Source organism: Mycolicibacterium sp. HS_4_1 (assembly GCF_054515875.1).
The window spans coordinates 4734246-4759404 of sequence record NZ_CM137261.1 but is presented as its reverse complement, the minus strand read 5'-3'; the positions used below and the strand labels follow the sequence as shown (position 1 = coordinate 4759404).

Here is a 25159-nt window from a genome sequence, read left to right as displayed (position 1 = left end):
ATTGGATACCGGCGACAGATCGGTATGGGAGCGCGTCTCATGACCGCAGTGCCAGATTGGGACATCGTCAGCGACGCCGATTTGGTCGGCGCCGCACTCTCGGGCGACCGTGCGGCGTTCGCCGGCATCTATGACCGCTACGCCGACCGGCTGCACGACTACTGCGTGGGCATGGTCCGGGACCGCGAAGCCGCGGCCGACTGCGTCCAGGACGTATTCTGCACCGCGGCAACAGCTTTGAACAACTTGCGGGAACCCGACAAGCTGCGGCCCTGGCTGTACGCGATCGCGCGCAACGAGGCGCTGCGCCGCATCCGGCAGCGGCGCCGGGAAGAACCGTCCGAAGACCTGCCCGAGGAAGCGTCCGGCGATGCCGGGCCGGACACCCTGGCCGCCCGCAATGAACTGGCACAACTGGTCGCCGAGGCGGCCGGCGGTTTGTCCGACCGCGACCGCTCTGTGCTGGAGCTGGGTTATCGCCACGGGCTCGACGGACCTGAACTCGCCGAGGCGCTCGGCATCAGCACGGCCAGCGCCAACAAGATCATGCAGCGGCTCCGCGACACCATGGAACGGTCGCTGGGCGCGCTGCTCGTCGCCCGCCGTGGCCAGGCCGGCAACAGTTGCCCGGAGCTCGGCACCATTCTTGCGGGCTGGGACGGCACGTTCACCATCCTGATGCGCAAGCGCATCGCCCGGCACATCGAGGGCTGCGCCGTCTGTGAGCAGGACCGTCGTCGGCTGGTCAACCCCGTCGCGCTGCTCGGCGGCACACCGCTGTTCATCCCCGCCCCGGCTTGGCTGCGCGACCGTACGCTGAGCCACATCCAGCTGACGTCCGCGACCACCGATCTGAACGGCGCTCCAACCCAGGCGCGAGATTCGGTGCCGGATGCGCCGACCGAGCAGTTCGCCGCGGTGGATGAGGCCGACGGAAAACCTACCGCCGCCCAGCCTGCCGGCCGCGTGATGCTGACCATGTCACTGCTGGTCGGAATTCCCCTGATCGTGTTGGCACTGACCATCGCCTGGCGGTACGAGACGCACGCTCCTGTCACGCCGCAGGGGGTGATCAGCTCTGTGACGCCGTCGTCCAGCCGCGCGCCCGAGAACCCGGTCTCCATGTCCGCCCCGGTGCAGCCGTCTGCCCCGACGGCCGTGGTGACGGCTCCCGCCGAGCCACCCGTGACCCGTCCGCCGCGGACGGTTCCGCCGCCGCAGCAGTCCCCGGTGCCCCTGCCGCCGACCCCGCCGGTGATAGCTCCTGAGCCATCACCGCTGCCGCCGCGCCGTCATCGGCCGCCGATCATCAGCGAACAACCGTCGCCGAGCCCGGCGCCGCCCATCACCACCGAGCCGTCACCGCCACCACCCCCGCCGCCGTCCGGGACGCCGAAGCCGCCTCGGCCACGGCCGCCGGTGCCTCCGGTCGGCCCGGTCGAACCCGCGCCGGTGACGACGACGCAGCCGCCGATCATCTACTGAGAAAAGTTCTCCGAAAAGTTGTCCCGATGTCGGGGCCGCGCTGCTCCTACCTGTGAGAGCGGCCCACCAGGGCAGCACGGAAGACACCGGAGAACGCCATGTCCACCACCTTGACCGCCACTTTCCCCGACCTGGCGTTCACCCCTGACACAGCCGGCGCAAGCATTCATGGGGCGCCGACGATGCCGATGAGCGCGCTGGCCTGGTCGCTGGCAGACGGGGCCGAAGCCGATGTGCACGTGCCCGTTGTCGTGCACCCGGCTGCCGCGGCCCCGACGACCGCGAAGCCGCGGATCAGCCGGGTGGCGATCGTCGGGATGTTGTTTGCCGGGGTCACCGTGGCCGCCGCGCTCGGTGCCATCGTGCTGGGCGGCAATGACTCGCCGTCGACGCCGCTGGCCGTCGTCGACCACACCCAGTCGGCTCCGTATGTCCCGCCGGCCCCCGCGCCGCTGCCGACCGCCAGTCATGTCGCGGCGCCGGTACCGGTCGTCAACGTGGTCACCGTTCCGGTCGGGGTGCCACCGAAAGCTGTCGCCCCGGCGCAACCGGCTGCCACGCCGGCAGGCTCAGCGAGCCCAAAGCCGGCGCAGGGCCGGCCGCACTGGAACTGGCCGCGCCGCATCTGGCAGCACCACGACCAGGACGGCCACGACCTGCAGGACCAACCGCGCTGAGCGCCGGGGCTATCCCCGCAAGCCCAGCGGACCCGCCAGCGCCGTCAGCGTCGGCACCAGTTTGTCCCAGCCGCCCAGCACCTGAATGGTCACGTGATCGGCGCCGGCGTCGAGATGCTCGGTCAGCCGGGCGGCGATGGCGTCGGCTGTGCCGTGGGCGACCACCGCGTCGATCAACGCGTCGCTACCCGGCTTGGCGATGTCGTCCTCGGAGAAGCCGAGCCGGCGCCAATTGTTCAGGTAGTTACTGAGATTCAGATAGAAGTCGACGGTCTGGCGGCCGATGGCCCGGGCTTCCGCGGTGGCTTCGGCCGAACCGTCGGTCAGCACGACCTTGTGCTCAGGTGCGAGGAACGCGTCGGGCCCGATGAGCTTGCGCGCCTCGGCCGTGTGCTCCGGGGTGGTCAGGTACGGGTGCGCGCCGGCGCTGCGGTCGGCCGCCAGGCGCAACACCTTCGGGCCCAGCGCGGCGACCACTCGCCGCCCCACCGGAACGCCTGCGGCGTCCAGCTCGTCGAGATACTCGACGAGGACGTCGTAGGGCTTGCGGTATTCCTTGGTGTGTTCGGGGTGGCCGATGCCGACGCCCAACACGAACCGGCCCGGATATGCGGCCTCGATCCGGTGGTACGACTCGGCGACCTGCGCCGCCGGCGCGGTCCACACATTGACGATGCCGGTGGCCACCTGCAGCTTCTCGGTCGCGGCCAGGAGCGGTTCGACGAACGCCAGGTCGCCGGCGGGGGAGCCGCCGGGCCAGACCGCGCCGTACCCCAACTTCTCGATCTCCGCGGCCTGCTCGGGCGTGGCGGCGCCGAACGTCCACACCCCGAAGCGGCCCAGGTTCAACTGGCTCATCCGTGATCCCTCCAGTTACCGCAGGCCCAGCGGGCCGGCGAGTTCGGTCAGTGCGGGTACCAAGTTCTCGGGCGCGGTCAGTACCTGAACCGGCACGTGGTCGGCGCCGGCGTCGAGGTGTTGCTTCAGCCGGGCGGCGATCGCGTCGACCGTGCCGTAGGCGACCACCGCGTCGACGAGCCGGTCGCTACCCGGCTTGGCGACGTCGGAGTCAGTGAACCCCAACCGCTTCCAGCTGTTCAGGTAATTGTTCAAGTTGAGGTAAATCTCCAGGGCCTTGCGCCCCACCGCACGGGCCTTTCCCGCATCCGTCGTCAGGACCGCCTTGTGCTCGGGCGCCAGGAACGGGTCCGGTCCCATCAACTCACGCGCGTGGGCGGTGTGCTCCGGAGTGGTTAGGTAAGGGTGGGCGCCGGCGCTGCGCCGGGCCGAGAGTTTCAGCACCTGTGGGCCCAGCGCGGCCACGACGCGCTGTTCCTTCGGCACGCCGTATTCGTCGAGCTTGTCGAGGTATTCGGTCAGCGCGTCGATGGGCTTGCGGTACTCGGTGTGCGCCTCGGGGTGGCCGACGCCGATGCCGAGCACGAACCGGCCCGGATAGGCGGTGTTGATGCGGTGGAACGACTCGGCCACCGGCCCGGCCGCCGCCGTCCAGATATTGACGATGCCCGTCGCGACCTTCAGCCGCTCCGTCGCGCCGAGGAGCGGCTCGACCCAGTCCAGCTCCGCGGGCGGGGATCCGCCGACCCAGATGGCGCCGTAGCCCAGCGCTTCGATTTCCGTTGCCTGTTGCGGCGTCGCGCCGCGCCCGAATACACCGTAGCGTCCAAGGTCTGGTTTGGTCACCTCTGCGGCAACTCCCGGGCGCGGGTGGCTATTCCGTTCGGTGCTCGGTGATCCGAACTATCCCGCAGCCCCGGCCGCGAACTCTTCCGGCGCCGGTGCGTGCACGGGCAACGTGACGATGAACGTGGTGTCTCCCGGCTTGGACTCGACATAGATGTTCCCGTGGTGCTTTTCGCAGACGATGCGCCAGGCCAGGTCGAGCCCCAGCCCCGTGCCCTCACCGAACGGTTTGGTGGTGAAGAACGGCGTGAAGATGCGCTCGATGACGTCGGGGGGAATGCCCGGGCCGTTGTCGTTGATCTCGATCCGGACGCTGTCCTCGCCGACGCGCTTGGTCCGGATGGTCAGTACCCCGCAGCCCTTCATCGCCTGCAGCGCGTTGTCGATGATGTTGGTCCACACCTGGTTCAGATCGGCTGGGTAGCACTGCAATTCGGGGAGCGCGGGGTCGTACTCCTTGACCACCTTGACGCAGGTGGTGCCGTCCTTGCCGATGCGGTCACCGAACATCATCAGCGTGCTGCGCAAGAGCTCGTGCACGTTGGCGCTCTGGTAGGGCGCACGGTCCATCTGCGAGTACTGCTTGGCGCCGGCCAGCAGAGTCGAAATCCGTTTACTCGCTTCGGAGATCTCGTGCATCAGCAGCTCGGTGTCGATGGTGTATTTCAACCAGCCCAGCGCGCCCTGCAGCGTCGTGGACGAGTCGCCGTCGCCGAGCGACGACGAAATGCCTTCCAGCCACGCGACATCCAGGCCGGCGTCCACGAAAGTGGGGGCGTAGTCCCAGGCGGCCGCGATGCCGTGGTCCTCCAGCCATTCGCCGATCTGGTCTTCGCGGTCGGACGCCTCGATGGCCGACAGCTCCTGGGTTCTGGCCTTGGCCACCTGGTCGGCGACGCCTTCCTGGATGCCCACCAGTACTCGCAGCGACTGCGGGCTGACCTGCCCGTCGGCCAGCATGGCGAGTTTGTGCCGCATCTTGCCGATCCGGTCGTGCAGGTCGGCCACGGCGCGGGCGGTCGCGGCCGCCGGGTTGTTCAGCTGGTGGGTCAGGCCCGCCGACAGTTGTCCCAGGGCGAGAAGCTTTTCCCGTTGGCCGACGATCTGCCGCCCGCGCCGACCGCCGACCTTGTGGCCCTCCAGCAGGTGCACCGCCATGGGGAATTCCGAACGCATGAAGTCGGCATAGGCGTTGGCGTCCAGGACGAAGAACCGAGATGTCTTGGTCACCCGCACCGACGCCTCGTACACGGGCTGTTCATCGGGGATATAGGCCGACCAGGCGCCGCAGTACACGCCGCGCATGGACGTGCGGTTGGTCTCGATGTCGATGCCGCCGGACTTCATCGACATCACCAGTTCGCCGTCCAGCATCACGTAGAAACACGTCGCCGGTTCCCCCTCGACGCACACCGGGCCGGGCTCGAACGTGGCGATGTGACCGTTGGCGCACAGCGTGTCCAACTGCTCGTCGGTCAGTGCCTCGAACAGGAACAGCGTCCGCAGTTCACTACGCGCGCACGTTTCGCCCATACCGGTCTCCTCCTACGTCTCGGCCAGATACCGGTGCACCAGCATCACTGCCATCGAGCCTTCGCCTACTGCGGCCGCGACCCGTTTGGCCGATTCAGCGCGCACATCACCTGCAACAAAAACACCGGGCACACTTGTTTCCAGATGGTGCGGCGGACGGTCCAGGGTCCAGCCGCACACGTCCTTGAGGTCCGGTCCGGTGAGGATGAAGCCGTGGTCGTCGCGGGCGATGCCGGCGTCCTCCAGCCACTGCGTCCGCGGGGTGGCGCCGATGAAACAGCACAGTCGCGTTGACTCGACATGCTCGCGCTCGCCGGTGCTGTTGTTCACCAGCCACAGCCCGGTCAGGTGTCCGTCCTCGCCGCAGGTGTCGACCACCTCGGTGCACGTGCGGACGCTGATGTTGGGCGTGTTCTCGATCTGCTGGATCAGGTAGTAGGACATCGATGCCTCCAGCGACTTGCCGCGTACCAGCAGCGTCACCGACTTGGCCTGCTGCGACATGAACATCGCGGCCTGGCCGGCCGAGTTCGCGCCGCCGACGATGTAGACGTCCTCGCCGGCGCATTCGGAGGCCTGCGACACCGAGGCGCCGTAGAAGACGCCGTTGCCGACGTAATTGGGTGCGACGACGCCGCCCTCGGGGTTGGGGTTGTCCCAGCACCCACTCACCTGCAGGTGCCGGTAGTCGACGCCGGTGGCCAGGATGACGGACCGGGCGGTGATGCTCCGGCCGTCGTCGAAGGTGAGGGTCTTGCTGGCCAGCGCGCTGACGTCCAGCCCGACCACCTCACGGGTCGTGATGACCTCGGCGGCGAAGCGCTCGGCCTGTCGCCGGGCCGACGTCGTCAGCTCGGCGCCCGAGATCCCGGTCTCGAAGCCCAGGTAGTTCTCGATCCGCGAACTGCGGCCTGCCTGGCCGCCGGTGGTGGTGCGCTCGATCAGGACAGTGCGCAGCCCCTCGGATGCGCCGTACACGGCGGCCGCCAGGCCGGCGGGCCCACCGCCGATGACGGCCAGGTCGTACATCTCCAGTGACGGTGTGGTGGACAGGCCGAGCATGCCGGCCAGCTGCGCGTCCGTCGGCTGGACCAGCGTCTCGCCTTGCTCGGAGATCACCACGGGCAGCTCGAGGCCGTCCAGGCCGGCGGCGGTCAGCAGCTGCTTGCCCTTGGCCTCGTCCGACGAGTACGCGCGGTAGTAGTGCTGATTGCGGGCCAGGAACTGGCGGACCTCCCATGAGCGGGGATTCCACCGGTGGCCGATCACCTTGGTGTGCGGGACGGCGCGGTCGCCGACCTCGTGCCAGGCCTCCAGCAGGCCGTCGATGATCGGGTACAGCTTCTCCTCGGGCGGGTCCCACGGCTTGAGCAGATAGTGGTCCAGATCCACGAGGTTGATCGCGTTGATCGCGGCGTGGGTGTCGGCGTAGGCGGTCAGCAGCACGCGCCGGGCCAGCGGGAACACGTCCATGGCCAGTTCCAGGAAGTCGATGCCGTTCATCTCGGGCATCTGGTAGTCGGCGATGAACATCGCCACGGTGTCGCCGCGTAGCTGCAGCTCGTTTACCGCGACCAGCGCGTCCTGGCCGGATTCGGCGCGTACGATCCGATAGCGTTCGCCGTAGTGTTTGCGCAGGTCGCGGGCAACAGCCCGGGACACTGCGGGGTCATCGTCGACGGTGAGAATCACCGGATTGCGGGCCGGGGAAGCGGGTCCAGTCATCGTTGTTCATTATGCGCCCTGACTTGCGAATACGATGAGCCCACCTGGGGTTGCCCGGGCCACTTCGCGGATTTTGGTACCTGGGGTCCGAGCGGGTATCGTGGACCAACGGTGCAGCTTCTGCGCCGGCTCTTTGCGTGCTCTGTTCTGAAGTTCCACGGAATTTCCTGGCATTAAGTCCACGTTCTTGTAGCCGGGGTGGGCTCTGCGCCAAGCACGGGCGTATGAGATACGAAACCGAAGAACCAGAGGATTACCAAAGAGTATGGCCAAGAAAGACGGCGCCATCGAGGTCGAGGGTCGCGTGATCGAGCCCCTGCCCAATGCGATGTTCCGCATTGAGCTGGAGAACGGTCACAAGGTGCTCGCCCATATCAGCGGCAAGATGCGGCAGCACTACATCCGCATCCTGCCGGAGGACCGTGTCGTGGTGGAGCTGTCTCCGTACGACCTGTCCCGTGGCCGCATCGTGTACCGCTACAAGTAATACGCCCAGCATCACCAATTCAGAACTCCAGAAAAGGATCGCTAAGTCGTGAAGGTGAACCCGAGCGTCAAGCCGATCTGCGACAAGTGCAGGGTGATTCGCCGGCACGGGCGGGTCATGGTGATCTGCTCCGATCCGCGGCACAAGCAGCGGCAGGGCTAAACACCAGCTCAAGCAGCACCCAAAACTGAATGCAGACCTCCCAGTACCACTGAGGGCAGACGGCTCTCAACCACGTCCGGCACGGAGGCCGGACCCCGATAGACGGGGAACGGACTGGGAACAGACCTCCGCAAAGCAAGAGGAATGGCACACATGGCCCGTCTTATGGGCGTTGACCTCCCGCGCGACAAGCGCATGGAGATCGCGCTGACCTACATCTACGGCATCGGCCGTACCCGCAGCCAGGAAATCCTGGCCGCCACCGGCATCGACCGGGACCTGCGTACCAAGGAGCTCACCGACGATCAGGTGACCCAGCTGCGTGACTACATCGAAGGCAACCTCAAGGTCGAGGGTGACCTGCGCCGCGAGGTGCAGGCCGACATCCGTCGCAAGATCGAGATCGGTTGCTACCAGGGCCTGCGTCACCGTCGTGGCCTGCCCGTGCGTGGCCAGCGCACCAAGACCAACGCGCGTACCCGCAAGGGCCCGAAGCGCACCATCGCCGGCAAGAAGAAGGCCAGGTAAGTAAATGGCACCCACCAAGAAAGCCGGCGCTGCTTCGAAGCGCGGCAAGCCCACTCGTCGCCGGGAAAAGAAGAACGTCCCGCACGGCGCCGCTCACATCAAGAGCACGTTCAACAACACCATCGTCTCGATCACCGATCCCCAGGGCAACGTCATCGCCTGGGCCTCGTCGGGTCACGTCGGCTTCAAGGGTTCGCGCAAGAGCACCCCGTTCGCCGCGCAGCTCGCTGCCGAGAACGCTGCCCGCAAGGCGCAGGAGCACGGTGTCAAGAAGGTCGACGTCTTCGTGAAGGGCCCGGGCTCGGGCCGCGAAACCGCGATCCGTTCGCTGCAGGCTGCCGGCCTCGAGGTCGGCGCGATTTCCGACGTCACGCCGCAGCCGCACAACGGCTGCCGTCCGCCCAAGCGGCGCCGGGTCTAGGGAGGATCTGAAGAATGGCTCGTTATACCGGACCCGCCACCCGCAAGTCGCGCCGTCTCGGCGTCGACCTGGTCGGTGGCGATCAGTCGTTCGAAAAGCGCCCCTACCCGCCCGGCCAGCACGGCCGCGCGCGGATCAAGGAGAGCGAATACCGCACCCAGCTGCAGGAGAAGCAGAAGGCTCGCTTCACCTACGGCGTCATGGAGAAGCAGTTCCGCAAGTACTACGAGGAAGCCAACCGCAAGGCGGGCAAGACTGGTGAGAACCTGCTGCAGATCCTCGAAAGCCGTCTGGACAACGTCGTGTACCGCGCCGGCCTGGCCCGTACCCGCCGTATGGCCCGTCAGCTGGTCAGCCACGGTCACTTCACCGTCAACGGTGTCAAGGTGAACATCCCGAGCTACCGGGTGTCGCAGTACGACATCATCGACGTCAAGGCGAAGTCGCTGAACACCCTGCCGTTCCAGATCGCTCGCGAGGTTGCCGGCGAGCGTCCGGTGCCGTCGTGGCTGCAGGTTGTCGGCGAGCGTCAGCGCATCCTCGTGCACCAGCTGCCCGAGCGCGCCCAGATCGTCGTGCCGCTCACCGAGCAGCTGATCGTCGAGTTCTACTCGAAGTAATTCGAGGTCGTGGTGGCCCGCTCAATCCTGGGCGGGCACCTACCAAACCGGCATCAAATAGTGGGTGCCGAGAAGGAGATAGAAAATGCTGATTTCACAGCGTCCCACCCTGTCCGAGGACGTGCTCGCCGAAAACCGGTCGCGGTTCACCATCGAACCGCTGGAGCCGGGCTTCGGTTACACCCTGGGCAACTCGCTGCGGCGCACGCTGCTGTCGTCCATTCCGGGCGCGGCGGTCACCAGCATCCGTATCGACGGTGTTCTGCACGAGTTCACCACGGTTCCCGGGGTCAAGGAAGACGTCACCGACATCATCCTGAACCTCAAGGGCCTGGTCGTTTCCTCGGAAGAGGACGAGCCGGTCACCATGTACCTGCGCAAGCAGGGTCCGGGTGCCGTCACCGCCGGTGACATCGTGCCCCCGGCCGGTGTGACGGTGCACAACCCGGACATGCACATCGCCACCCTGAACGACAAGGGCAAGCTGGAGGTCGAGCTCGTCGTCGAGCGCGGCCGCGGTTACGTCCCGGCCGTGCAGAACAAGGCTTCGGGTGCCGAGATCGGCCGTATCCCGGTCGACTCGATCTACTCGCCGGTGCTGAAGGTCACCTACAAGGTGGAGGCCACCCGCGTCGAGCAGCGCACCGACTTCGACAAGCTGATCCTCGACGTCGAGACCAAGAACTCGATCGCCCCGCGCGACGCCCTGGCTTCGGCCGGCAAGACGCTGGTCGAGCTGTTCGGTCTGGCTCGTGAGCTCAACGTCGAGGCCGAGGGCATCGAGATCGGCCCGTCGCCGGCCGAGGCAGACCACATCGCCTCGTTCGCGCTGCCGATCGACGACCTGGAGCTGACCGTGCGGTCGTACAACTGCCTCAAGCGCGAGGGTGTGCACACCGTCGGCGAGCTGGTCTCGCGTACCGAGTCGGACCTGCTGGACATCCGTAACTTCGGCCAGAAGTCCATCGACGAGGTCAAGATCAAGCTGCACCAGCTGGGTCTCTCGCTCAAGGACAGCCCCGCCACGTTCGACCCGTCGCAGGTCGCCGGCTACGACGTGGCCACCGGCACCTGGAACAGCGATGCCAGCTACGACCTGGACGCCGACCAGGACTACGCCGAAACCGAACAGCTCTAAAACAGGGCATATCCCCCGGGCTTCGCCCGCCCGGATTCCGTCCCGGCCCTACCTGATACGGGGGCCGGCCCCAATTAGGAGAAGTTGCAATGCCCAAACCCACAAAGGGTGCTCGCCTCGGCGGGTCGTCGTCGCACCAGAAGGCGATCCTGGCCAACCTGGCCACCTCGCTGTTCGAGCACGGCCGCATCAAGACCACTGATGCCAAGGCCCGGGCGTTGCGTCCGTACGCCGAGAAGCTCATCACCCACGCCAAGAAGGGCGCGCTGCACAACCGGCGCGAGGTGATGAAGAAGATCCGCGACAAGGACGTGGTGCACACCCTGTTCGCCGAGATCGCACCGCACTTCGCGGACCGCGACGGCGGCTACACCCGCATCATCAAGGTCGAGAACCGCAAGGGCGACAACGCCCCCATGGCCGTGATCGAGCTGGTCCGGGAGAAGACCGTCGTCTCCGAGGCCGACCGCGCTCGTCGTGCCGCTGCCGCTCAGGCGAAAGCTGCCGAGGCCGAGGCTCCCGCTGAGGAAGCCGCTGTCGAGGCTCCGGTTGCCGAGGTCGAGGCTGCCGACAAGGGCATCGCCGACGCTCAGACCGCTGAGGCCGAGGCTGAAGCGACCGAGGATGAGGCCAAGTCCTAATCAGGCTGTGAACGACGTGCCCGCCATCGAATCCGATGGCGGGCACGTTCGTTTGCGCCTGGACATCTCGTACGACGGCACCGAATTCGCTGGCTGGGCACCGCAGGCCGGCCAGCGTACGGTCGCAGGCGTCATCGAGGAGACGCTGTCGACGGTGTTCCGTGAGCCGGTGCGCCTGGTCACCGCCGGCCGCACCGACACCGGCGTTCACGCGACCGGTCAGGTCGCGCACGTCGACGTGCCTTCTGCCGCACTGCGATTCGTCTATCCGCGCACGCCGCGTCCCGGCGACCCGGAGTTCCTGCCGTTGGTGCGCCGGCTCGCGCGGTTCCTGCCCGCTGATGTGCGGGTACGTGAGATCGTCCGCGCCGCTCCGGGTTTCGACGCCCGGTTCTCCGCGTTGCGGCGGCACTACGAGTATCGGTTGTCACTGGCTCCCTTCGGGGTAGAGCCGCAACAGGCCCGGTTCGTGACGCCGTGGTCGCGGCCGTTGGATCTGGCAGCGATGAACGATGCATCACGAGAGCTGTTGGGATTGCAGGATTTTGCCGCGTTCTGCCGATTCCGGGAGGGTGCGACGACCATCAGGGATCTGCAGCGGCTCCAGTGGCAGCGTTCGGGTGATCTGGTCACCGCGTACGTCACAGCCGATGCCTTCTGCTGGAACATGGTGCGCTCGCTGGTCGGCGCGCTGCTCGCAGTGGGGGAGGGCCGTCGTGAACCCGGTTGGATCGCAGGCCTTTTGGCGGCGGACAGTCGGTCCAGCGAGTACGCCGCCGCGCCGGCGCGGGGCCTGACGCTGGTGTCGGTGGACTACCCGCCCGACGATCAGCTGGCGTCGCGGATCACCGTCACCCGGGATTTACGCACGCTCGGCTGAGCTCACGGCGCGGGTGGTGGTGGCGGTGCCAACCGGGCGGCGACGAAGTCGGCGGCCTGATCCACCAGCCCCGTGCCGATATAGCCTTCTTGTAGGTGGTTCTGCCAGTCGCCCTGCAGCTGGACGATGCTCTGCGGGAGACCTCCGTCGCTGCAAACCGGATCGGTGCCGTTGCACTGGTCGATGGTCCGATCCTGGTAGATCGGACTGATGTTGCTGCCACCCATACGGTGGGTGACATTGCCGAACAGCGCCACGGCAGCGATGTGGGAGTCCATCCCGGGAGGCAGCGGATTGTCGAAGCCGAATCCCTTGTCGCCGGAGGACAGGGCCATTGCTGTGGACGCCGCGCCCAACGAGTATCCACCGATCACCAGCCTGGTGTCGGGACACCGGGCCGCCATGTCCTGAATGTGTGAGCTGATGTCGTTGGCGCCCTGAGGGATTTCGATGTTGGCGGGATAGTTGACCGCGTACACCCCGACGTTCTGAGGCACCTTGGCGCGCAACGCATCAACGAATGCCGTTCCGACCCGGCCGACGCCTGGCGGTTCGTTGCGACCGCGGGCGAACACCACTTCCACCTGTGGGCACGGGGCTGCCGATGCGGCACCGATGAATCCAGACGGCGCTGCGGCCGTCGACACCACCAGCCCAGTGGCAACGGACGCTGCCGCGCCGACCAGGGCGACAGCAGACCGAACGGACGTCATGACGGAGCGGGGGGCCATGGCTGAAGTCTAGCCGCGAGTCACAGGCGCGCAGCGACGAACTTCGCGGCCTGGTTCACCATCCCGGAGTTGATATAGCCCGGTGCGAGGTGATCCTGCCACTCGGCACGCCATTTGTAGGGGCTGCTCGGGTTGCAGATCGGGTCGTCGGAGTGGCACAGATCGATGGTCCGGTTCTGGTAGGTGGGGCTCAGTGCGGTGATGGGCGCGGCCCAGTTGGCGCCGTTGCCGAACAGCGCGACGGCCGCGATGTGTTGGTCGGTGCCGCGCGGGAGCGGGTTGTTGAAGGTGAAGGCCGAAATGGGCACCGCGAGAACAAGATCGGTGGCGGCGGCGCCCAATGAGTAACCGCCGAGCACGATCTTGGTGGCCGGGCAGTTACGGGTAAGCCATTGCACGCGCCGGCTCATGTCGTTGGCGCCCATGTCGACCTGGGTGTCCGCCGGGTAATTCACCGGGTACAGCCCGATATTCGGGCCGCGGAGCTGACGCAGCGCGGTGACGAACGCGGCACCGACCAGTCCGGGGCCGGGCGGTTCCATCCGGCCCCGGGCGAACACCACTTCGGCGGGTGCGCAGGTGGCAGCTGCGTTCGCCACACCAATGTTCCTGATTGGCACGGACATTGGCGCGACGGCGACGGTCAGAACGGTGATCAGCACTGCAGTTGTACGGCGGCCGATCACAAATCCGATGGTATCCCGATGAATTGACGGTCTCGTCGAGAAAAGATGCCAGCCTTACAACAATCCGGCGACGAAGTGGGCCGCGTCGTTGGTCGGGCCACCCGCGTAGGTCTTGTGCGCGGGCACGCTGTCCCCGTCGGTCTGGCAGATCGGGTCACCCGGGTTGCACAGATCGATGACCTTGCCGCCCCACACCGGGCTGGCGGTCAACGGCAGTCCGAGTTTGGCGGAGGGATTGCCGAACACCGCGATGGCTGCGACGTGGCCGGCGGCTTCGGGAGGCAACGGGTTGTTGAAGCCGATGCCGGGGACCGGAATGGCGCCGATGACGTCCATCACGGCGGCGCCCTGCGAGTAGCCGCCGAGCACCTGGCGGGTGTTAGGGCAGTTATCGGCCATCCACTGGATGTGGGCACTGGCGTCGTTGGCTCCGTCGGCCGCGGCCAGGAAGTCGTACGACGCGGGGTACACGACGGCATAGGCCCCCACGGACCGGCCGCCGAGCTTGTTGCGCAACTGGTTCACGAAAGCGCCCCCGACCCGGCCCAGACCGGGGTCTTCACTCGTGCCGCGGGCGAAGGTCACCTCGATGTCAGGGCAGTTGGCCGCGGCGGCGGTGCCGACCGCACCCAGCGACGGCGGCGTCAGCACAGTGATGCCGGCCATGATTACGGTGGTTGCGGTGCCGGCGACGGCCCGGCGCAGTGCACTGATGATCACACCGAATATTAACCGCGATTTCGGATGTGGTTCCGAGACTGGTGTTTAAGGGCAGGTCAGAGGCGTGATGCGATGAACTGCGCGGCCTGCCCGATGAAATCGGACGACTCGTACTGCGAGTGCGCGAACGGGTTTCGGCCGCGCGAGCAGATCGGGTCGCCCCACAGGCACAAGTCCACCGAGCGGTTGGAGAACAGTCCCATGGAGTCCAAGGGATGGCTGAACTTGGCGGACGGATTACCGAATACGGCGGCAGCCGAGACCCGGCTCGCGAGTTCCGTGGGTAGCGGCGGGGCTGAGCCGACTTCGCCGACCCGGTCGCCCAGCGGCGGAACGCCGGCCAGCATGTCGACCACCGCCGCGCCCTGGGAGTAGCCACCGAGCACGATCTTGGTGCTGGGGCACTGCTGCGCCAGCGTCGCGATGCGGTTCTGCGCGTCGGTGGCGCCATCCTGCGCGGTGAGGAAGTCGTAGGACGCCGGGTAATCGACGGCGTATCCACTGACGGTCCGGCCGCCGACCAGGGGCTGCAGCGCGTCGACCAGGACCGAGCCGACCCGGCCCATGCCGGGGTCGTCGTGCGTGCCGCGGGCGAAGATCACCTCGATGTTCGGGCACGGGTCAGCCTTGGCCGGCGCCGACGGCAGCAGTGCGGTTCCGGAGATGACGGCGGCGGCGATGGCGGCCACTCGGACCGCCGTGCTGAACAAGGTCACGCGGGCCATCTTCACATATCGGGTTCAGCCACGGCCAATTGTTTGACCTGCTGGCAAACCCTCCGGACTGTGCGGCCAATCGTCGTGCCAGGTCGCTTCGCCGCGGTCGCCCTGCCGCGCGAGCGCCAGCCCGGCCAGCACCACCGCGCCGCCCAGCAATTGGATCCCGGTGATGGCCTCGCCCAGCAGTGCCCAGGCGGACAGCACGGCGAACATCACCTCGGACAGGCCGACGAGGGAGGCGAACCGGGGCTGAAGGCGGGCTATGCCCATGATGCCGAACGTGTATGCCATCGCTGTCGGCACGATGGCCAGCGCGATCACGGGTGCCAGCCAGGACGTCGTCAGGCCTGCCAGCGTGGTGTCGTGGCCGGTGAACGCGAGTGGCATGACGCCGGATACGCCCAGCAGCGCGACCGTCGTAGCGCCTACCAGCAGCCCACCGGTGGCCAGGGTGATGGAGTGCAGGCCGGTGCCGTCGGCACTGGCCTTGTCGGACATGACGAAGTAGCACGCGGCGCAGACGGCCGCGCCCATGCCCCAGGCAATGCCGGAGAGGCCGATCTGGGCGCTGCTCCCGCTTGCGGGGCCGATGAGGCCCAGTACCAGCGTGATGCCGGCGATGGCGATCGCGACGCCCGCCAAGGTGAGGGTGCTGGGCCGGTGCCGGGTAGTGGCCCACACCCAGCCCACCACCAGCAGGGGTGCGGCGTATTCGAGCAGCAGCGCGATGCCGACAGGTACATAGGTGACGGCGTTGAAGTAGCAGAGCTGGGCGCCGGTGATCGGGATGGCGCCATAGGCGATGACCGTGCTCTTGTGGCTCAGAGCTTCGCGCACCCAGCCGCGGCGCAGGACCGTCGCGACCACTGCCATGACGAGCGCACCGCCGGTCAGCCGGGCGACCACGGCCGCGGTGGGACTCCACCCCGCCTCGATCAGGGACTTGCCGAGCGCGCCCGCCATCCCGAAGGTGAAGGCAGACATGACGGCGAAGATCATGCCGGTCCGGAAGTGGCCGGCCGCGGTGCCGTTCGCCGCCGTCATGGGCCGCCTCCAATGATGTAATGAGTCAACTTGAGATTGGTCATGACGCTACGGAGGGCGGGTGTAACGAGTCAAATGAATTTCAGTCATGACACGGAGCTCACGCTGCGTGCGGCGTGCGTGCTGATCAACAGCGACCGGGTCGACGGTGACCAGCTCGCCGACCTGGCGGCCCTGGACGACTATCTGAACGACTTCGGGTGGACCGGCCGACGTGACCGCGACGCCGCCGAACTGGCCGCGGTGCACGGTCTCCGGCGGCGACTCGGGGAATTGTGGGCCACGGCAGGCGATGAAGAAGCGGTGGTCGGCCAGGTCAACGCCCTGCTCAGCGACAACCGCGCCATGCCCTGGCTGACCCGGCACCCGGAGATGCCCGAATGGCATCTGCATCTCGCGGCCGACCAGGACCCGCTGGCGCAGCGCATGGGCGCCGAGATGGCGATGGCCCTCGCCGACCTGATCCGGGCAGGGGAACTGCGCCGGCTCAAGACCTGCGCGGCGTCGGACTGCACCGCGGTGCTGATCGACCTGTCGCGCAACCGATCCCGCATCTTCTGCGACACCGGCAACTGCGGAAACCGCCAGCACGTCGCGGCGTACCGCGAACGCCGCGCGCGCGAGAGCTGACGCGCGGGCGCCCGACGCGCCGACGCCGGTTGCCGCAATGCATCGCCTGACCCGGCTGCGTCTCCTACCGTGATCACCGACAGCGTTTGAGCGGAAGGACGGGCCATTGGCCGAATTCGTAGCGGCGATCGACCAGGGCACCACCAGCACCCGGGCGATGATCTTCGATCACTCGGGTCGTGAGGTCGGACGCCACCAGCTCGAACACGAGCAGATCCTGCCGCGCGCCGGCTGGGTCGAGCACAATCCCGTCGAGATCTGGGAACGCACTGGCTCGGTGCTGCAGTCGGCCCTCAACAACACCAGGTTGTCGGCATCTGATTTGGTTGCGCTCGGCATCACCAATCAGCGCGAGACGACGATGGTGTGGAACAAGCACACCGGCCGTCCGTACTACAACGCCATCGTCTGGCAGGACACCCGCACCGACCGGATCGCGTCGGCGCTGGAACGTGAGGGTCACGGCGACGTCATCCGCCGCAAGGCCGGTCTGCCGCCCGCGACGTACTTCTCCGGCGGCAAGATCCAGTGGATCCTCGAAAACGTCGAAGGGGTGCGCGAAGCCGCCGAACGCGGTGACGCCATCTTCGGTACCTGTGACACCTGGGTGCTGTGGAACCTGACCGGCGGTACCCGCGGCGGTGTGCACGTCACCGATGTCACCAATGCCAGCCGCACCATGCTGATGAACCTCGAGACCCTCGACTGGGACGACGAACTGTTGTCGTTCTTCGGGATTCCGCGTCAGATGCTGCCGACCATCGCGTCGTCGTCGGTGTCCGAGCCGTACGGTCTGACCGCGGCCGACGGTCCACTGGGTGCACCGGTGCCGGTCACCGGCATCCTCGGCGACCAGCAGGCCGCGATGGTCGGGCAGGTGTGTCTGTCGGCGGGGGAGGCCAAGAACACCTACGGCACAGGCAATTTCCTGTTGCTCAACACCGGTGAGAAGATCGTCCGCTCGGAGCACGGGCTGCTGACGACTGTGTGCTATCGGTTCGGCGACGCGAAACCTGTTTACGCACTGGAAGGTTCGATCGCCGTCACCGGCTCGGCCGTGCAGTGGCTGCGTGACCAGCTCGGCCTCATTGCCGGCGCCTCGGACAGTGAGACGCTGGCCCGCCAGGTCGAGGACAACGGCGGCGTCTATTTCGTGCCGGCGTTCTCGGGACTGTTTGCGCCGTACTGGCGTTCGGATGCCCGCGGGGCCATCGTGGGGCTGTCCCGGTTCAACACCAACGCCCATCTGGCCCGGGCCACGCTGGAATCCATCTGCTACCAGAGCCGCGACGTCGTCGACGCCATGGCCGCGGATTCGGGCGTGCATCTGGAGGTGCTCAAGGTCGACGGCGGCATCACCGCGAACGAACTGTGCATGCAGATCCAGGCCGACGTGCTGGGTGTCGACGTGGTGAAACCCGTTGTCGCCGAGACCACTGCACTCGGCGCGGCCTACGCGGCCGGTCTTGGCGTGGGGTTCTGGTCTGATCCCGACGAGTTGCGCGCCAACTGGCAGGAGCACAAGCGGTGGGCGCCGTCGTGGGACGACGCGCAGCGCGCGGCCGGCTACGCCGGCTGGCGGAAGGCCGTCGGCCGCACCCTCGACTGGGTCGACGTGGACTAGCCGATTTGTGCACGATTTTCCGCGGTCGGCGCGGAAAATCGTGCACAAATCACTGGGGGCAATTGGTGTCGGGGGTCGTGCCCGGCCGCGGTTAGGCTGCTAGCCGGGGGATGGACATGGCTCGGGGGCAGGGCGCGCAGTTGGAGGCCAGTGGCCGGCGCTTTCAGACGCGTCGGCTGATCCACGCGCTGGTGCGTGGTGACGCCGCAATGGTCGAGGAACCGGTTCGCGCGCAATCGATTTCATACGCGTCGGGATGGCTCGCCGGGCTGCTGGCGGTGGCGGTCTGTGCGGTCATCGCGATCGCGTCACCGGCAGGCGTGTTGGGGGACGCGCCGATCGTGATGGTCCGGGACACGGGCGCGCTGTATGTACGGATCGGCTCGACGTGGCATCCCGCGCTGAATCTCGCGTCGGCCCGGCTGGTCGCCAAGTCCGCGGTGAACCCGGTGATCGTCGGCGCCGACGCGATCGCCGCCGCACCGCGTGGTCCGCTCGTCGGAATTCCGGGTGCCCCAGCCGAATTGGGGAGGTCGCTCACGGTGGCATCGTGGCAGATCTGCGACAGTGGGAGGACGGTGCTGGCCGCCGGCACCGACACCGAAGGACTCGACGCGGCACGGCCGATCCTGGCGGCGGCCACAGGCGAACACCTGGCCGCCACGTATCTCGTGTACGAGGGCAAACGCGCCGAAGTCGACCTGCGTGACCTGGCGGTAGTCCGGGCTCTGCGCCTCGATGGCGTCATACCCCGGCAGGTGTCGCGCTCTGTTCTCGACCTCTTGCCGGAACTTCCCCCGATCACGGCGCCGGCGATCCCGGGCCTCGGCGGCAAAGGGCCGGGCGGTTTCGTCGTCGGCCAGGTGTTGCGGGTGAGCCGGGCTGACGCTGCAGAACACCACGTGGTGCTAGCGGGCGGTCTGCAGCGCGTCGGCGACGTCGCGGCCGACGTCATCCGCTTTGCCCATGGCGTGGCGGACGGTGAACTTCGGACGGTGCCTCCGGCGGCCATCGCCGCCATTGCGGCCGTCCGAGAGCTTGCGGTGTCGACCTTCCCGGAGCAGGCCCGTCCGCCGTTGCCGAGCGAGGTCCCGGTGTGCGTGCATTGGCGATCGGACGGCGGCCGTGCGGATACCGTTGTGTTGCAAGGCAAACCGGGGATAGGTGCGGTGCCGCTGGCGCAAGATGACGGCGACGGCCCGAATATCGATGCCGTGTCGATCCCCGCGGGACGCTACGCGTACGTGCATGCCACGGGAGTGCTGGGCGGATCGGTCACGGGTCCGCGGTATCTGGTGTCGGACCGCGGCGTGCGATACGGCATCCACGATGCCGAGGCGGCGAAATATCTTGGCCTGGAGGGCGAGCCGCTGCCCGTGCCCTGGCCGCTGCTGGCCCGGCTCCCGGGTGGTCCCGAATTGAGTGTGGCCGCGGCTGACGTGCTGCGGGACGGGCTGATGCCGTGACGGTCGACGGCTCGTAAGGGCGATGGCAGCCATGGCAATGCCGGCGGCGGTGCCGAGGAAAGCGATTCGTCGCGGGAAGGTCCCAGCGAACTTCCCAAATGCCGGCAGTTGTCAGTCGCGAGCCAACGCGTTGTGACCCATTAGCGCGGCGCGGATTGACTGGTCGGTGCGATTGCGGCAACCTGCCATCTCGCGTCGCGGTAGACATAGCGGGCCGTGATGACCATCGCCACCACCAGCGAAGCTGTGAAAACCCAAGCGCTGACGGATAGTTGGACGCCTCCGCTGAGAGTATGCCCGCTCGTGCAACCACCGGCCATCCGAGCGCCGAAGAGGGTCAGGAACGATCCGCCGAACACCGCCGCCGCACGCTTGCCAGGCGTTGGGCCGAACCGATTCCGCCACGACGGTGGGGTTACTGGGCGGAAGGCGGTAAACCGCCGGCTCAGGAAGTACGCGGATAGGAACGCGCCGATCAAGACGCCCAGATCGCTCAGCGGTTCCCAGCCGATAGTTGTGGCGACCTCGCGCGAGTAGGCGAAATTCGGCATGAATAGTTGTCCGACGACCCAGGAGTAAGTCGTCGATTGCCCGAACTGTTGGCGCAGGAACAACGACAGTACTGCCAACATGGCGACCAGTACGGCGGCGATTGCAGTGGTGCGCATCAAGAATCCGGGTTCTGTCACGCGGTCGCGAGAGAGCTGCCTCAGCAGTGTGTGTCGCGGGGCGGGGAGGGCACCTTCGTACAGGTATTCGGCAGTGTCGCGCGCCATTTCACGATCGTGGTCGTCAAGTGATGTGCCACCGATATCTCGCAAGCAACAATGCTTGCTGCCTCGGTAGCGGGGCAGGAAGTACAAAACACTCAGCGCCAGTACCGCGTACACCGCCGCGATGGCCAACATCCTGCCGGGAGCAACCTGGTGGATATTGCCTCCCGCGACGAGGTCGCCAAGGTTGCCCGCAGACACCAGCCAGTGTCCAAAGGGCGTGCTGTAAAGGGCAGTCCACGCAGCGGCTCCCAGTAAACCGCCTGGTATTGCGGCCAGTGAATCACGGCGGCCTTCCCCCAGCGCCACGAGCGCCGTGCCCGGCAAGTAGCCGCTGACGGCAATGCCGATCCCGAACAAGATGCCGCCGGCCACCACACCATAGAGATAGGTGGGCTTGGGCGAGAAGTGCATCGATACTCCGAGCGCGTACAGTCCGTAAAGGACGACGGCACCCACGGCGGTGACGAGAAGAAAGCACCCCAGCAAGAGTCTGTCGACCAGTCGCGCTGCCCGAATGATGGTCTCGGGGTTCCCGATTCCCCATAGCGATGCCACGATCCCGAATCCGATGCCGATCAGCAGACCAACCCACAGCGGCGCGGTAACACTGAGCATCGAACAGTCCCCTTACCGGTTTAGTCCCGCTCAGCTGTATGCCGACCGGAGCGATGCGTAGCAAGTGGCCGTTTGGCTGCGCCCTTTGTCAGCGCATCCCCACACTTAACATACTATAGGGGGTATGGTATTGGCCGACTTGGTGTGGTACGTCACGGCATGCGTGAATCCGGGGTCGGTACTGCCAGCGGCTTGTGTCTGTGGTGTGCGCTTTGATGACCGGCTATTGCCGTGACCGCCGTCCCGCGGTCGCTACGACAGCCGCTGCCGCGATGCAGACGGCGGAGTTTCGACAGTTTTGCGACGGAAATTCACCAGGTAACCGCCTGCCGAAGCGCGACTACGCCTGGGAATTTGCCCGAACTGGCCACCGCCGCATCGAGCATCTACAGGCGGCGCCCCGCTTCGGTGAGGACGTTGTGCAGGATGCTGTAGATCTCGTCGAACTCCTTCTGTCCGCTGATGAGCGGCGGAGCCAGCTGGATTACCGGATCGCCACGATCGTCCGCACGGCAATACAGACCCGCCTCCCACAATGCGGGGGTCAGGAAGCCGCGCAGCAGGCGCTCGGACTCTTCGCTGTTGAAGGTCTCCCTTGTGGTCCTGTCTTTTACGAGTTCGATGCCGTAGAAGAATCCCTCACCGCGGACATCGCCGACGATCGGAAGGTCGTACAGCTTCTCCAGTGTTGCCCTGAACATCGGGGCGTTCGCTTTCACGTGAGCATTGATGCCCTCGCGCTCGAAGATATCGAGGTTCGCCAGCGCCACCGCGGACGACACCGGGTGTCCGCCGAAGGTATAGCCATGGGCGAACATCGTCTTGCCGTCGTTGAAGGGTTCAAACAGGCGGTCGCTGGCGATCATCGCGCCGATCGGGGAGTAGCCCGACGTCAAACCCTTTGCGCTGGTGATGATGTCGGGGATGTAGCCGAAATCGTCGCAGGCGAACATCGAGCCGATGCGGCCGTAGGCGCAGATCACCTCGTCGGACACCAGGAGCACGTCGTACTGGTCGCAGATCTCACGGACTCGCTGAAAGTATCCCGGTGGTGGTGGGAAGCACCCGCCTGCGTTCTGCACTGGCTCCAGGAATACTGCGGCGACGGTATCGGGACCCTCGAATTCGATGGCCTCGGCGATGCGGTCGGCGCAGTACTGGCCGAATGCCTCCTGGTTGTGTGCGTAGGCATCGGGCGCCCGGTAGAAGTTGGTGTTCGGTGCGCGAAAGCCGCCGGGGGTGAGCGGTTCGAATGGCGCCTTGAATGCCGGGATGCCGGTGATCGCCAGCGCACCCTGAGGCGTTCCGTGATACGCGATGGAACGCGAAATGACCTTGTGCTTACCGGGTTTTCCGGTCAACTTGAAGAACTGCTTGGCCAGCTTCCAGGCACTCTCGACCGCTTCGCCGCCGCCGGTGGTGAAGAAGACTCGATTCAGGTCGCCCGGCGCATAGTTGGCAATGCGCTCGGCGAGTTCGATCGCGGGTGGAGTTGCGTAGGACCACAACGGGAAGAAGGACAGCTGCTCCGCCTGGCGGGCAGCTGCGGCCGCGAGTTCCTCGCGGCCGTGACCGACCTGCACGACGAACAGGCCCGAAAGCCCGTCGATATAGCTTTTGCCGCGGTCGTCGAAGATGGTGACGCCCTCGCCGCGGGTGATGATGGGCGCGGCGATGTGCGCACCGTGCCGTGCGAAATGGCCCCATAGGTGCCGCTTGGCCTTGGCCGCGAGGTCGGTTGAAAGTGATTGTGCTGCTGCAGATGTTGTCATCGGGTTCCCCAGTTGTATTGCTGTTTGACGAGTTTGAGGTAGACCAGCGTTTCGGTGGAAAGCACCCCGGGTACGGCTCGAATCTTGGCGTTGAGTAAGTCGAGCAGGTGGCTGTCGTCTTCACAGACGACTTCGATGATGATGTCGAACGTTCCGGCGGTCAGCACGACGTAGTCGACGGACTCGAGGGCGGCAAGTTTGTCGGCGACCTGCGTGGTATCGCCGGTGCAGCGAACGCCGATCATGGCCTGGCGTCCGAAGCCCATTTGAACGGGGTCCGTCACGGCGACGATCTGCATGACGCCGGCGTCGACCATCCGCTGGACACGCTGCCGTACGGCCGCTTCCGACAGCTCGACCGCTTTACCGATGCCGGCGTAGGACTGCCGGCCATCCTGTTGCAGTTTCTCGATGATGGCTTTCGAGAGTTCGTCGAGCTGGAATGTGGCGCCACCCCGAGATTGGTTGCTTCGCACAGGCATCGCAGCGGCATCGGGCGGTGCGTCGGGGATGGCCATGGCGTCGATTGTGCACGGATTTCGTCGCTAAACACAACTCATACGACTAAATCAATCGTCTATGGCATCGTTTCGAGTGGAATCCGCAACGGCGTTGGGGTAGCGTGCAAGATCGTGAGCGCAGGTGGAGGCCAGGTCGTCGCAGGTAGTTTCATCAACGGAAAGGCCGTGACAACGGCCGGGAGGCCCTTCGAGATCATCAGTCCGGCCACGGGTGTTGTAGTTGCGTCATATGCGCTGGCGACGCCGGCCGATGTGGACGCTGCGGTGGCCGCGGCCCGCGCCGCACAGCCGAACTGGGCTCGGGCAACTCCGGCCGAGCGGGCCACGGTTCTGGCGCGGTTGGCCCGACTGATCGCCGAGAACGCTGACGAGCTCGTGGACCAGGAGGTGAGCCAGACCGGTAAGCCGGTCCGGCTAGCGGCAAACTTCGACGTTCCCGGCAGCATTGACAACATCGACTTTTTTGCCGGCGTCGCCCGACACCTTGAGGGCAAGGCCACCGCCGAGTACTCGGCCGATCACACCTCAAGCATCCGACGTGAGGCGGTCGGCGTGGTCGCCACCATCACGCCGTGGAACTATCCCCTGCAGATGGCGGTCTGGAAAGCTTTGCCCGCCTTGGCAGCTGGATGTGCCGTCGTGATCAAACCCGCCGAGATCACTCCGCTGACCACGCTCACGCTGGCCAGGCTGGCCACCGAGGCCGGACTGCCCGAAGGCGTGCTCAATGTAGTGACCGGGCTGGGCGCGGACGTCGGCACGGCGCTGGCTGGACATCGCGACGTCGACATGGTGACGTTCACCGGCTCGACGGCTGTTGGCCGGCGAGTGATGACGGCAGCGGCAGCACACGGCCACCGCACTCAGCTCGAACTGGGCGGCAAGGCGCCGTTCGTGGTGTTCGACGACGCCGATCTGGACGCCGCGGTCAACGGCGCGGTGGCGGCATCCCTCATCAACACCGGTCAGGACTGCACCGCGGCGACGCGCGCCATTGTGGCGAAGCCGTTGTACGACGACTTCGTGGCCGGCGTCGCCGAACTGTTCGGGAAGGTCGTCATCGGCGACCCCTATGACCCGCAAACCGACCTGGGCCCGGTGGTATCGATGCCGCACAGGGCCAAAATCGCCGCGATGGTGGACCGCGCGCCGCAGCAGGGCGGCCGGATCGTCACCGGGGGCGCCCTGCCGGCGGGTCCCGGTTCGTTCTACCCACCCACATTGATCGCTGATGTCGCCGAGGACTCGGAGGTGTACCGCGACGAGATCTTCGGCCCCGTGCTGACGGTGCGGCCCTTCACCGGCGACGATGATGCACTGCGGCAGGCCAACGACACCGAGTACGGGCTGGCGGCCTCGGCATGGACTCGCGACGTGTACAGGGCGCAGCGGGCAGCGCGCGAGATCCAGGCCGGCTGCGTGTGGATCAATGACCACATCCCGATCGTCTCCGAAATGCCACATGGCGGTTACGGCGCTTCCGGGTTCGGTAAAGACATGAGCGCCTATTCATTTGAGGAGTACCTGACCATTAAGCACGTGATGAGCGACATCACCTCGGTCGCCGAAAAAGACTGGCACCGAATTATTTTCGCCAAAGAGCGGTAAAACGCGCGATCGCCGACGCTAACCCCAGGTGCATGCCGCTCGTCATCTCGGTGTCGTGTGGTGGTGAAAGGTCAGATATTCAGTAGCGATCGAGCGCTATTGATCCGAATTGCGTTGCAATATGTTGTGCACTGGATCTTAGACGCCACATGCGCCCGGTGAACGCACCTGAGTTTGTGTGAAACACAGTTTTGATTTGCGGTGATGGCCCCGGTTACCTCAGCTTGATAGCGTTGTTGGTAGTCA

26 protein-coding genes are annotated in these 25159 nt (G+C 66.4%); 14 read left to right on the top strand and 12 right to left on the bottom strand.

Going from position 1 to position 25159, the window contains the following annotated elements:
- The first annotated feature begins 39 nt into the window (after window positions 1-39).
- Complete coding sequence (locus tag ACX12F_RS22965; protein WP_459366624.1) at window positions 40-1485, top strand: RNA polymerase sigma factor; 1446 nt, start codon at window positions 40-42, stop codon at window positions 1483-1485.
- Window positions 1486-1583: 98 nt separating this feature from the next.
- Window positions 1584-2162 (top strand): hypothetical protein, encoded by a 579-nt coding sequence (locus tag ACX12F_RS22960; RefSeq protein WP_459366623.1) that lies wholly within the window; start codon window positions 1584-1586, stop codon window positions 2160-2162.
- A 9-nt stretch (window positions 2163-2171) separates the two neighbouring features.
- Here the strand turns inward: ACX12F_RS22960 and ACX12F_RS22955 are convergent, their stop codons facing one another.
- The 4 genes from ACX12F_RS22955 to ACX12F_RS22940 are packed head-to-tail and all read right to left on the bottom strand — an operon-like array spanning window position 2172 to window position 7124.
- The gene (locus ACX12F_RS22955) at window positions 2172-3020 is read right to left on the bottom strand and encodes an LLM class F420-dependent oxidoreductase (protein ID WP_459366622.1); all 849 of its coding nucleotides are present in this window, start codon (window positions 3018-3020) and stop codon (window positions 2172-2174) included.
- Window positions 3021-3035: 15 nt separating this feature from the next.
- Window positions 3036-3866: an LLM class F420-dependent oxidoreductase gene (locus tag ACX12F_RS22950; RefSeq protein ID WP_459366621.1), complete on the bottom strand. Its 831-nt coding sequence runs from the start codon at window positions 3864-3866 to the stop codon at window positions 3036-3038.
- A gap of 57 nt (window positions 3867-3923) precedes the next feature.
- Complete coding sequence (locus ACX12F_RS22945) at window positions 3924-5399, bottom strand: ATP-binding protein (RefSeq protein ID WP_459366620.1); 1476 nt, start codon at window positions 5397-5399, stop codon at window positions 3924-3926.
- Window positions 5400-5411: 12 nt separating this feature from the next.
- A complete protein-coding gene (locus ACX12F_RS22940) occupies window positions 5412-7124 on the bottom strand; it encodes an NAD(P)/FAD-dependent oxidoreductase (RefSeq protein WP_459366619.1) in 1713 nt (570 codons plus the stop codon).
- A 265-nt stretch (window positions 7125-7389) separates the two neighbouring features.
- Here ACX12F_RS22940 and infA point away from each other — a divergent pair, with 265 nt between their 5' ends.
- The 8 genes from infA to truA all read left to right on the top strand — a co-directional run bounded on the left by infA (window position 7390) and on the right by truA (window position 12001).
- Window positions 7390-7611, top strand: a complete 222-nt coding sequence (gene infA, locus ACX12F_RS22935; RefSeq protein ID WP_003886926.1) for a translation initiation factor IF-1 — start codon at window positions 7390-7392, stop codon at window positions 7609-7611.
- 48 nt (window positions 7612-7659) lie between these two features.
- A complete protein-coding gene (gene rpmJ / locus ACX12F_RS22930) occupies window positions 7660-7773 on the top strand; it encodes a 50S ribosomal protein L36 (protein ID WP_003879483.1) in 114 nt (37 codons plus the stop codon).
- A 153-nt stretch (window positions 7774-7926) separates the two neighbouring features.
- On the top strand, window positions 7927-8301 hold the full coding sequence (gene rpsM / locus ACX12F_RS22925) for a 30S ribosomal protein S13 (RefSeq protein WP_073696973.1): 375 nt from the start codon (window positions 7927-7929) through the stop codon (window positions 8299-8301).
- A gap of 4 nt (window positions 8302-8305) precedes the next feature.
- Window positions 8306-8722: a 30S ribosomal protein S11 gene (gene rpsK, locus ACX12F_RS22920; RefSeq protein ID WP_020101461.1), complete on the top strand. Its 417-nt coding sequence runs from the start codon at window positions 8306-8308 to the stop codon at window positions 8720-8722.
- Between the two features lie 14 nt (window positions 8723-8736).
- Window positions 8737-9342 carry a 30S ribosomal protein S4 gene (gene rpsD / locus ACX12F_RS22915; RefSeq protein ID WP_459366618.1) on the top strand — a complete coding sequence of 202 codons (606 nt, stop codon included), beginning with the start codon at window positions 8737-8739 and terminating at the stop codon, window positions 9340-9342.
- An 85-nt stretch (window positions 9343-9427) separates the two neighbouring features.
- A complete protein-coding gene (locus ACX12F_RS22910; protein WP_020101463.1) occupies window positions 9428-10480 on the top strand; it encodes a DNA-directed RNA polymerase subunit alpha in 1053 nt (350 codons plus the stop codon).
- A gap of 89 nt (window positions 10481-10569) precedes the next feature.
- Window positions 10570-11121: a 50S ribosomal protein L17 gene (gene rplQ, locus ACX12F_RS22905; RefSeq protein WP_459366617.1), complete on the top strand. Its 552-nt coding sequence runs from the start codon at window positions 10570-10572 to the stop codon at window positions 11119-11121.
- Window positions 11105-12001 carry a tRNA pseudouridine(38-40) synthase TruA gene (gene truA / locus ACX12F_RS22900; protein WP_459366616.1) on the top strand — a complete coding sequence of 299 codons (897 nt, stop codon included), beginning with the start codon at window positions 11105-11107 and terminating at the stop codon, window positions 11999-12001. The genes rplQ and truA overlap by 17 nt, the downstream gene beginning before the upstream one ends.
- A 2-nt stretch (window positions 12002-12003) precedes the next feature.
- Here truA and ACX12F_RS22895 read toward each other — a convergent pair whose 3' ends face one another.
- From ACX12F_RS22895 to ACX12F_RS22875, 5 genes are all read right to left on the bottom strand, one after another.
- The gene (locus ACX12F_RS22895) at window positions 12004-12732 is read right to left on the bottom strand and encodes a cutinase family protein (RefSeq protein WP_459366615.1); all 729 of its coding nucleotides are present in this window, start codon (window positions 12730-12732) and stop codon (window positions 12004-12006) included.
- A gap of 20 nt (window positions 12733-12752) precedes the next feature.
- Window positions 12753-13358, bottom strand: coding sequence for a cutinase family protein (locus ACX12F_RS22890; protein WP_459370467.1), 606 nt, complete (start codon window positions 13356-13358; stop codon window positions 12753-12755).
- 114 nt (window positions 13359-13472) lie between these two features.
- Complete coding sequence (locus tag ACX12F_RS22885) at window positions 13473-14084, bottom strand: cutinase family protein (RefSeq protein WP_459370466.1); 612 nt, start codon at window positions 14082-14084, stop codon at window positions 13473-13475.
- Window positions 14085-14194: 110 nt separating this feature from the next.
- Window positions 14195-14863 (bottom strand): cutinase family protein, encoded by a 669-nt coding sequence (locus ACX12F_RS22880; RefSeq protein ID WP_459366614.1) that lies wholly within the window; start codon window positions 14861-14863, stop codon window positions 14195-14197.
- A 15-nt stretch (window positions 14864-14878) separates the two neighbouring features.
- Window positions 14879-15901: an EamA family transporter gene (locus ACX12F_RS22875; RefSeq protein ID WP_459366613.1), complete on the bottom strand. Its 1023-nt coding sequence runs from the start codon at window positions 15899-15901 to the stop codon at window positions 14879-14881.
- A gap of 75 nt (window positions 15902-15976) precedes the next feature.
- Between ACX12F_RS22875 and ACX12F_RS22870 the strand changes: the two genes are divergently transcribed.
- The 3 genes from ACX12F_RS22870 (at window position 15977) to eccB (ending at window position 19621) form a co-directional block, all read left to right on the top strand.
- Complete coding sequence (locus tag ACX12F_RS22870; RefSeq protein WP_459366612.1) at window positions 15977-16531, top strand: CGNR zinc finger domain-containing protein; 555 nt, start codon at window positions 15977-15979, stop codon at window positions 16529-16531.
- Between the two features lie 106 nt (window positions 16532-16637).
- The gene (glpK, locus tag ACX12F_RS22865) at window positions 16638-18155 is read left to right on the top strand and encodes a glycerol kinase GlpK (RefSeq protein ID WP_459366611.1); all 1518 of its coding nucleotides are present in this window, start codon (window positions 16638-16640) and stop codon (window positions 18153-18155) included.
- Window positions 18156-18271: 116 nt separating this feature from the next.
- The gene (gene eccB, locus ACX12F_RS22860) at window positions 18272-19621 is read left to right on the top strand and encodes a type VII secretion protein EccB (protein WP_459366610.1); all 1350 of its coding nucleotides are present in this window, start codon (window positions 18272-18274) and stop codon (window positions 19619-19621) included.
- Between the two features lie 140 nt (window positions 19622-19761).
- On the opposite strand, the gene ACX12F_RS22855 is transcribed toward eccB, so the two are convergent.
- From ACX12F_RS22855 to ACX12F_RS22845, 3 genes are all read right to left on the bottom strand, one after another.
- On the bottom strand, window positions 19762-21012 hold the full coding sequence (locus ACX12F_RS22855; RefSeq protein WP_459366609.1) for a YeeE/YedE thiosulfate transporter family protein: 1251 nt from the start codon (window positions 21010-21012) through the stop codon (window positions 19762-19764).
- Between the two features lie 386 nt (window positions 21013-21398).
- Entirely contained in the window at window positions 21399-22784 is a 1386-nt protein-coding gene (locus tag ACX12F_RS22850; protein ID WP_459366608.1) for an aspartate aminotransferase family protein, read from the bottom strand.
- A complete protein-coding gene (locus ACX12F_RS22845) occupies window positions 22781-23302 on the bottom strand; it encodes an Lrp/AsnC family transcriptional regulator (RefSeq protein WP_459366607.1) in 522 nt (173 codons plus the stop codon). Before ACX12F_RS22845 ends, ACX12F_RS22850 begins: the two co-directional genes overlap by 4 nt.
- Before the next feature lie 114 nt (window positions 23303-23416).
- On the opposite strand from ACX12F_RS22845, the gene ACX12F_RS22840 reads away from it, so the two are divergent.
- The gene (locus ACX12F_RS22840) at window positions 23417-24913 is read left to right on the top strand and encodes a gamma-aminobutyraldehyde dehydrogenase (protein ID WP_459366606.1); all 1497 of its coding nucleotides are present in this window, start codon (window positions 23417-23419) and stop codon (window positions 24911-24913) included.
- Window positions 24914-25159: the final 246 nt, after the last annotated feature.

What these genes read in the sequence shown, in the direction of transcription:
- eccB (WP_459366610.1), top strand. Translation starts at nt 18,272, where the DNA reads ATGGCTCGGGGGCAGGGCGCGCAGTTGGAGGCCAGTGGCCGGCGCTTT.
- ACX12F_RS22880 (WP_459366614.1), bottom strand. Translation starts at nt 14,863, where the DNA reads ATGGCCCGCGTGACCTTGTTCAGCACGGCGGTCCGAGTGGCCGCCATC.
- rpsK (WP_020101461.1), top strand. Translation starts at nt 8,306, where the DNA reads ATGGCACCCACCAAGAAAGCCGGCGCTGCTTCGAAGCGCGGCAAGCCC.
- rpsD (WP_459366618.1), top strand. Translation starts at nt 8,737, where the DNA reads ATGGCTCGTTATACCGGACCCGCCACCCGCAAGTCGCGCCGTCTCGGC.
- ACX12F_RS22850 (WP_459366608.1), bottom strand. Translation starts at nt 22,784, where the DNA reads ATGACAACATCTGCAGCAGCACAATCACTTTCAACCGACCTCGCGGCC.
- ACX12F_RS22895 (WP_459366615.1), bottom strand. Translation starts at nt 12,732, where the DNA reads ATGGCCCCCCGCTCCGTCATGACGTCCGTTCGGTCTGCTGTCGCCCTG.
- ACX12F_RS22955 (WP_459366622.1), bottom strand. Translation starts at nt 3,020, where the DNA reads ATGAGCCAGTTGAACCTGGGCCGCTTCGGGGTGTGGACGTTCGGCGCC.
- ACX12F_RS22855 (WP_459366609.1), bottom strand. Translation starts at nt 21,012, where the DNA reads ATGCTCAGTGTTACCGCGCCGCTGTGGGTTGGTCTGCTGATCGGCATC.
- ACX12F_RS22965 (WP_459366624.1), top strand. Translation starts at nt 40, where the DNA reads ATGACCGCAGTGCCAGATTGGGACATCGTCAGCGACGCCGATTTGGTC.
- rpsM (WP_073696973.1), top strand. Translation starts at nt 7,927, where the DNA reads ATGGCCCGTCTTATGGGCGTTGACCTCCCGCGCGACAAGCGCATGGAG.
- ACX12F_RS22885 (WP_459370466.1), bottom strand. Translation starts at nt 14,084, where the DNA reads ATGGCCGGCATCACTGTGCTGACGCCGCCGTCGCTGGGTGCGGTCGGC.
- truA (WP_459366616.1), top strand. Translation starts at nt 11,105, where the DNA reads ATGAGGCCAAGTCCTAATCAGGCTGTGAACGACGTGCCCGCCATCGAA.
- ACX12F_RS22890 (WP_459370467.1), bottom strand. Translation starts at nt 13,358, where the DNA reads ATGTCCGTGCCAATCAGGAACATTGGTGTGGCGAACGCAGCTGCCACC.
- ACX12F_RS22910 (WP_020101463.1), top strand. Translation starts at nt 9,428, where the DNA reads ATGCTGATTTCACAGCGTCCCACCCTGTCCGAGGACGTGCTCGCCGAA.
- ACX12F_RS22940 (WP_459366619.1), bottom strand. Translation starts at nt 7,124, where the DNA reads ATGACTGGACCCGCTTCCCCGGCCCGCAATCCGGTGATTCTCACCGTC.
- ACX12F_RS22875 (WP_459366613.1), bottom strand. Translation starts at nt 15,901, where the DNA reads ATGACGGCGGCGAACGGCACCGCGGCCGGCCACTTCCGGACCGGCATG.
- ACX12F_RS22945 (WP_459366620.1), bottom strand. Translation starts at nt 5,399, where the DNA reads ATGGGCGAAACGTGCGCGCGTAGTGAACTGCGGACGCTGTTCCTGTTC.
- ACX12F_RS22960 (WP_459366623.1), top strand. Translation starts at nt 1,584, where the DNA reads ATGTCCACCACCTTGACCGCCACTTTCCCCGACCTGGCGTTCACCCCT.
- rplQ (WP_459366617.1), top strand. Translation starts at nt 10,570, where the DNA reads ATGCCCAAACCCACAAAGGGTGCTCGCCTCGGCGGGTCGTCGTCGCAC.
- infA (WP_003886926.1), top strand. Translation starts at nt 7,390, where the DNA reads ATGGCCAAGAAAGACGGCGCCATCGAGGTCGAGGGTCGCGTGATCGAG.
- ACX12F_RS22870 (WP_459366612.1), top strand. Translation starts at nt 15,977, where the DNA reads ATGAATTTCAGTCATGACACGGAGCTCACGCTGCGTGCGGCGTGCGTG.
- ACX12F_RS22845 (WP_459366607.1), bottom strand. Translation starts at nt 23,302, where the DNA reads ATGGCCATCCCCGACGCACCGCCCGATGCCGCTGCGATGCCTGTGCGA.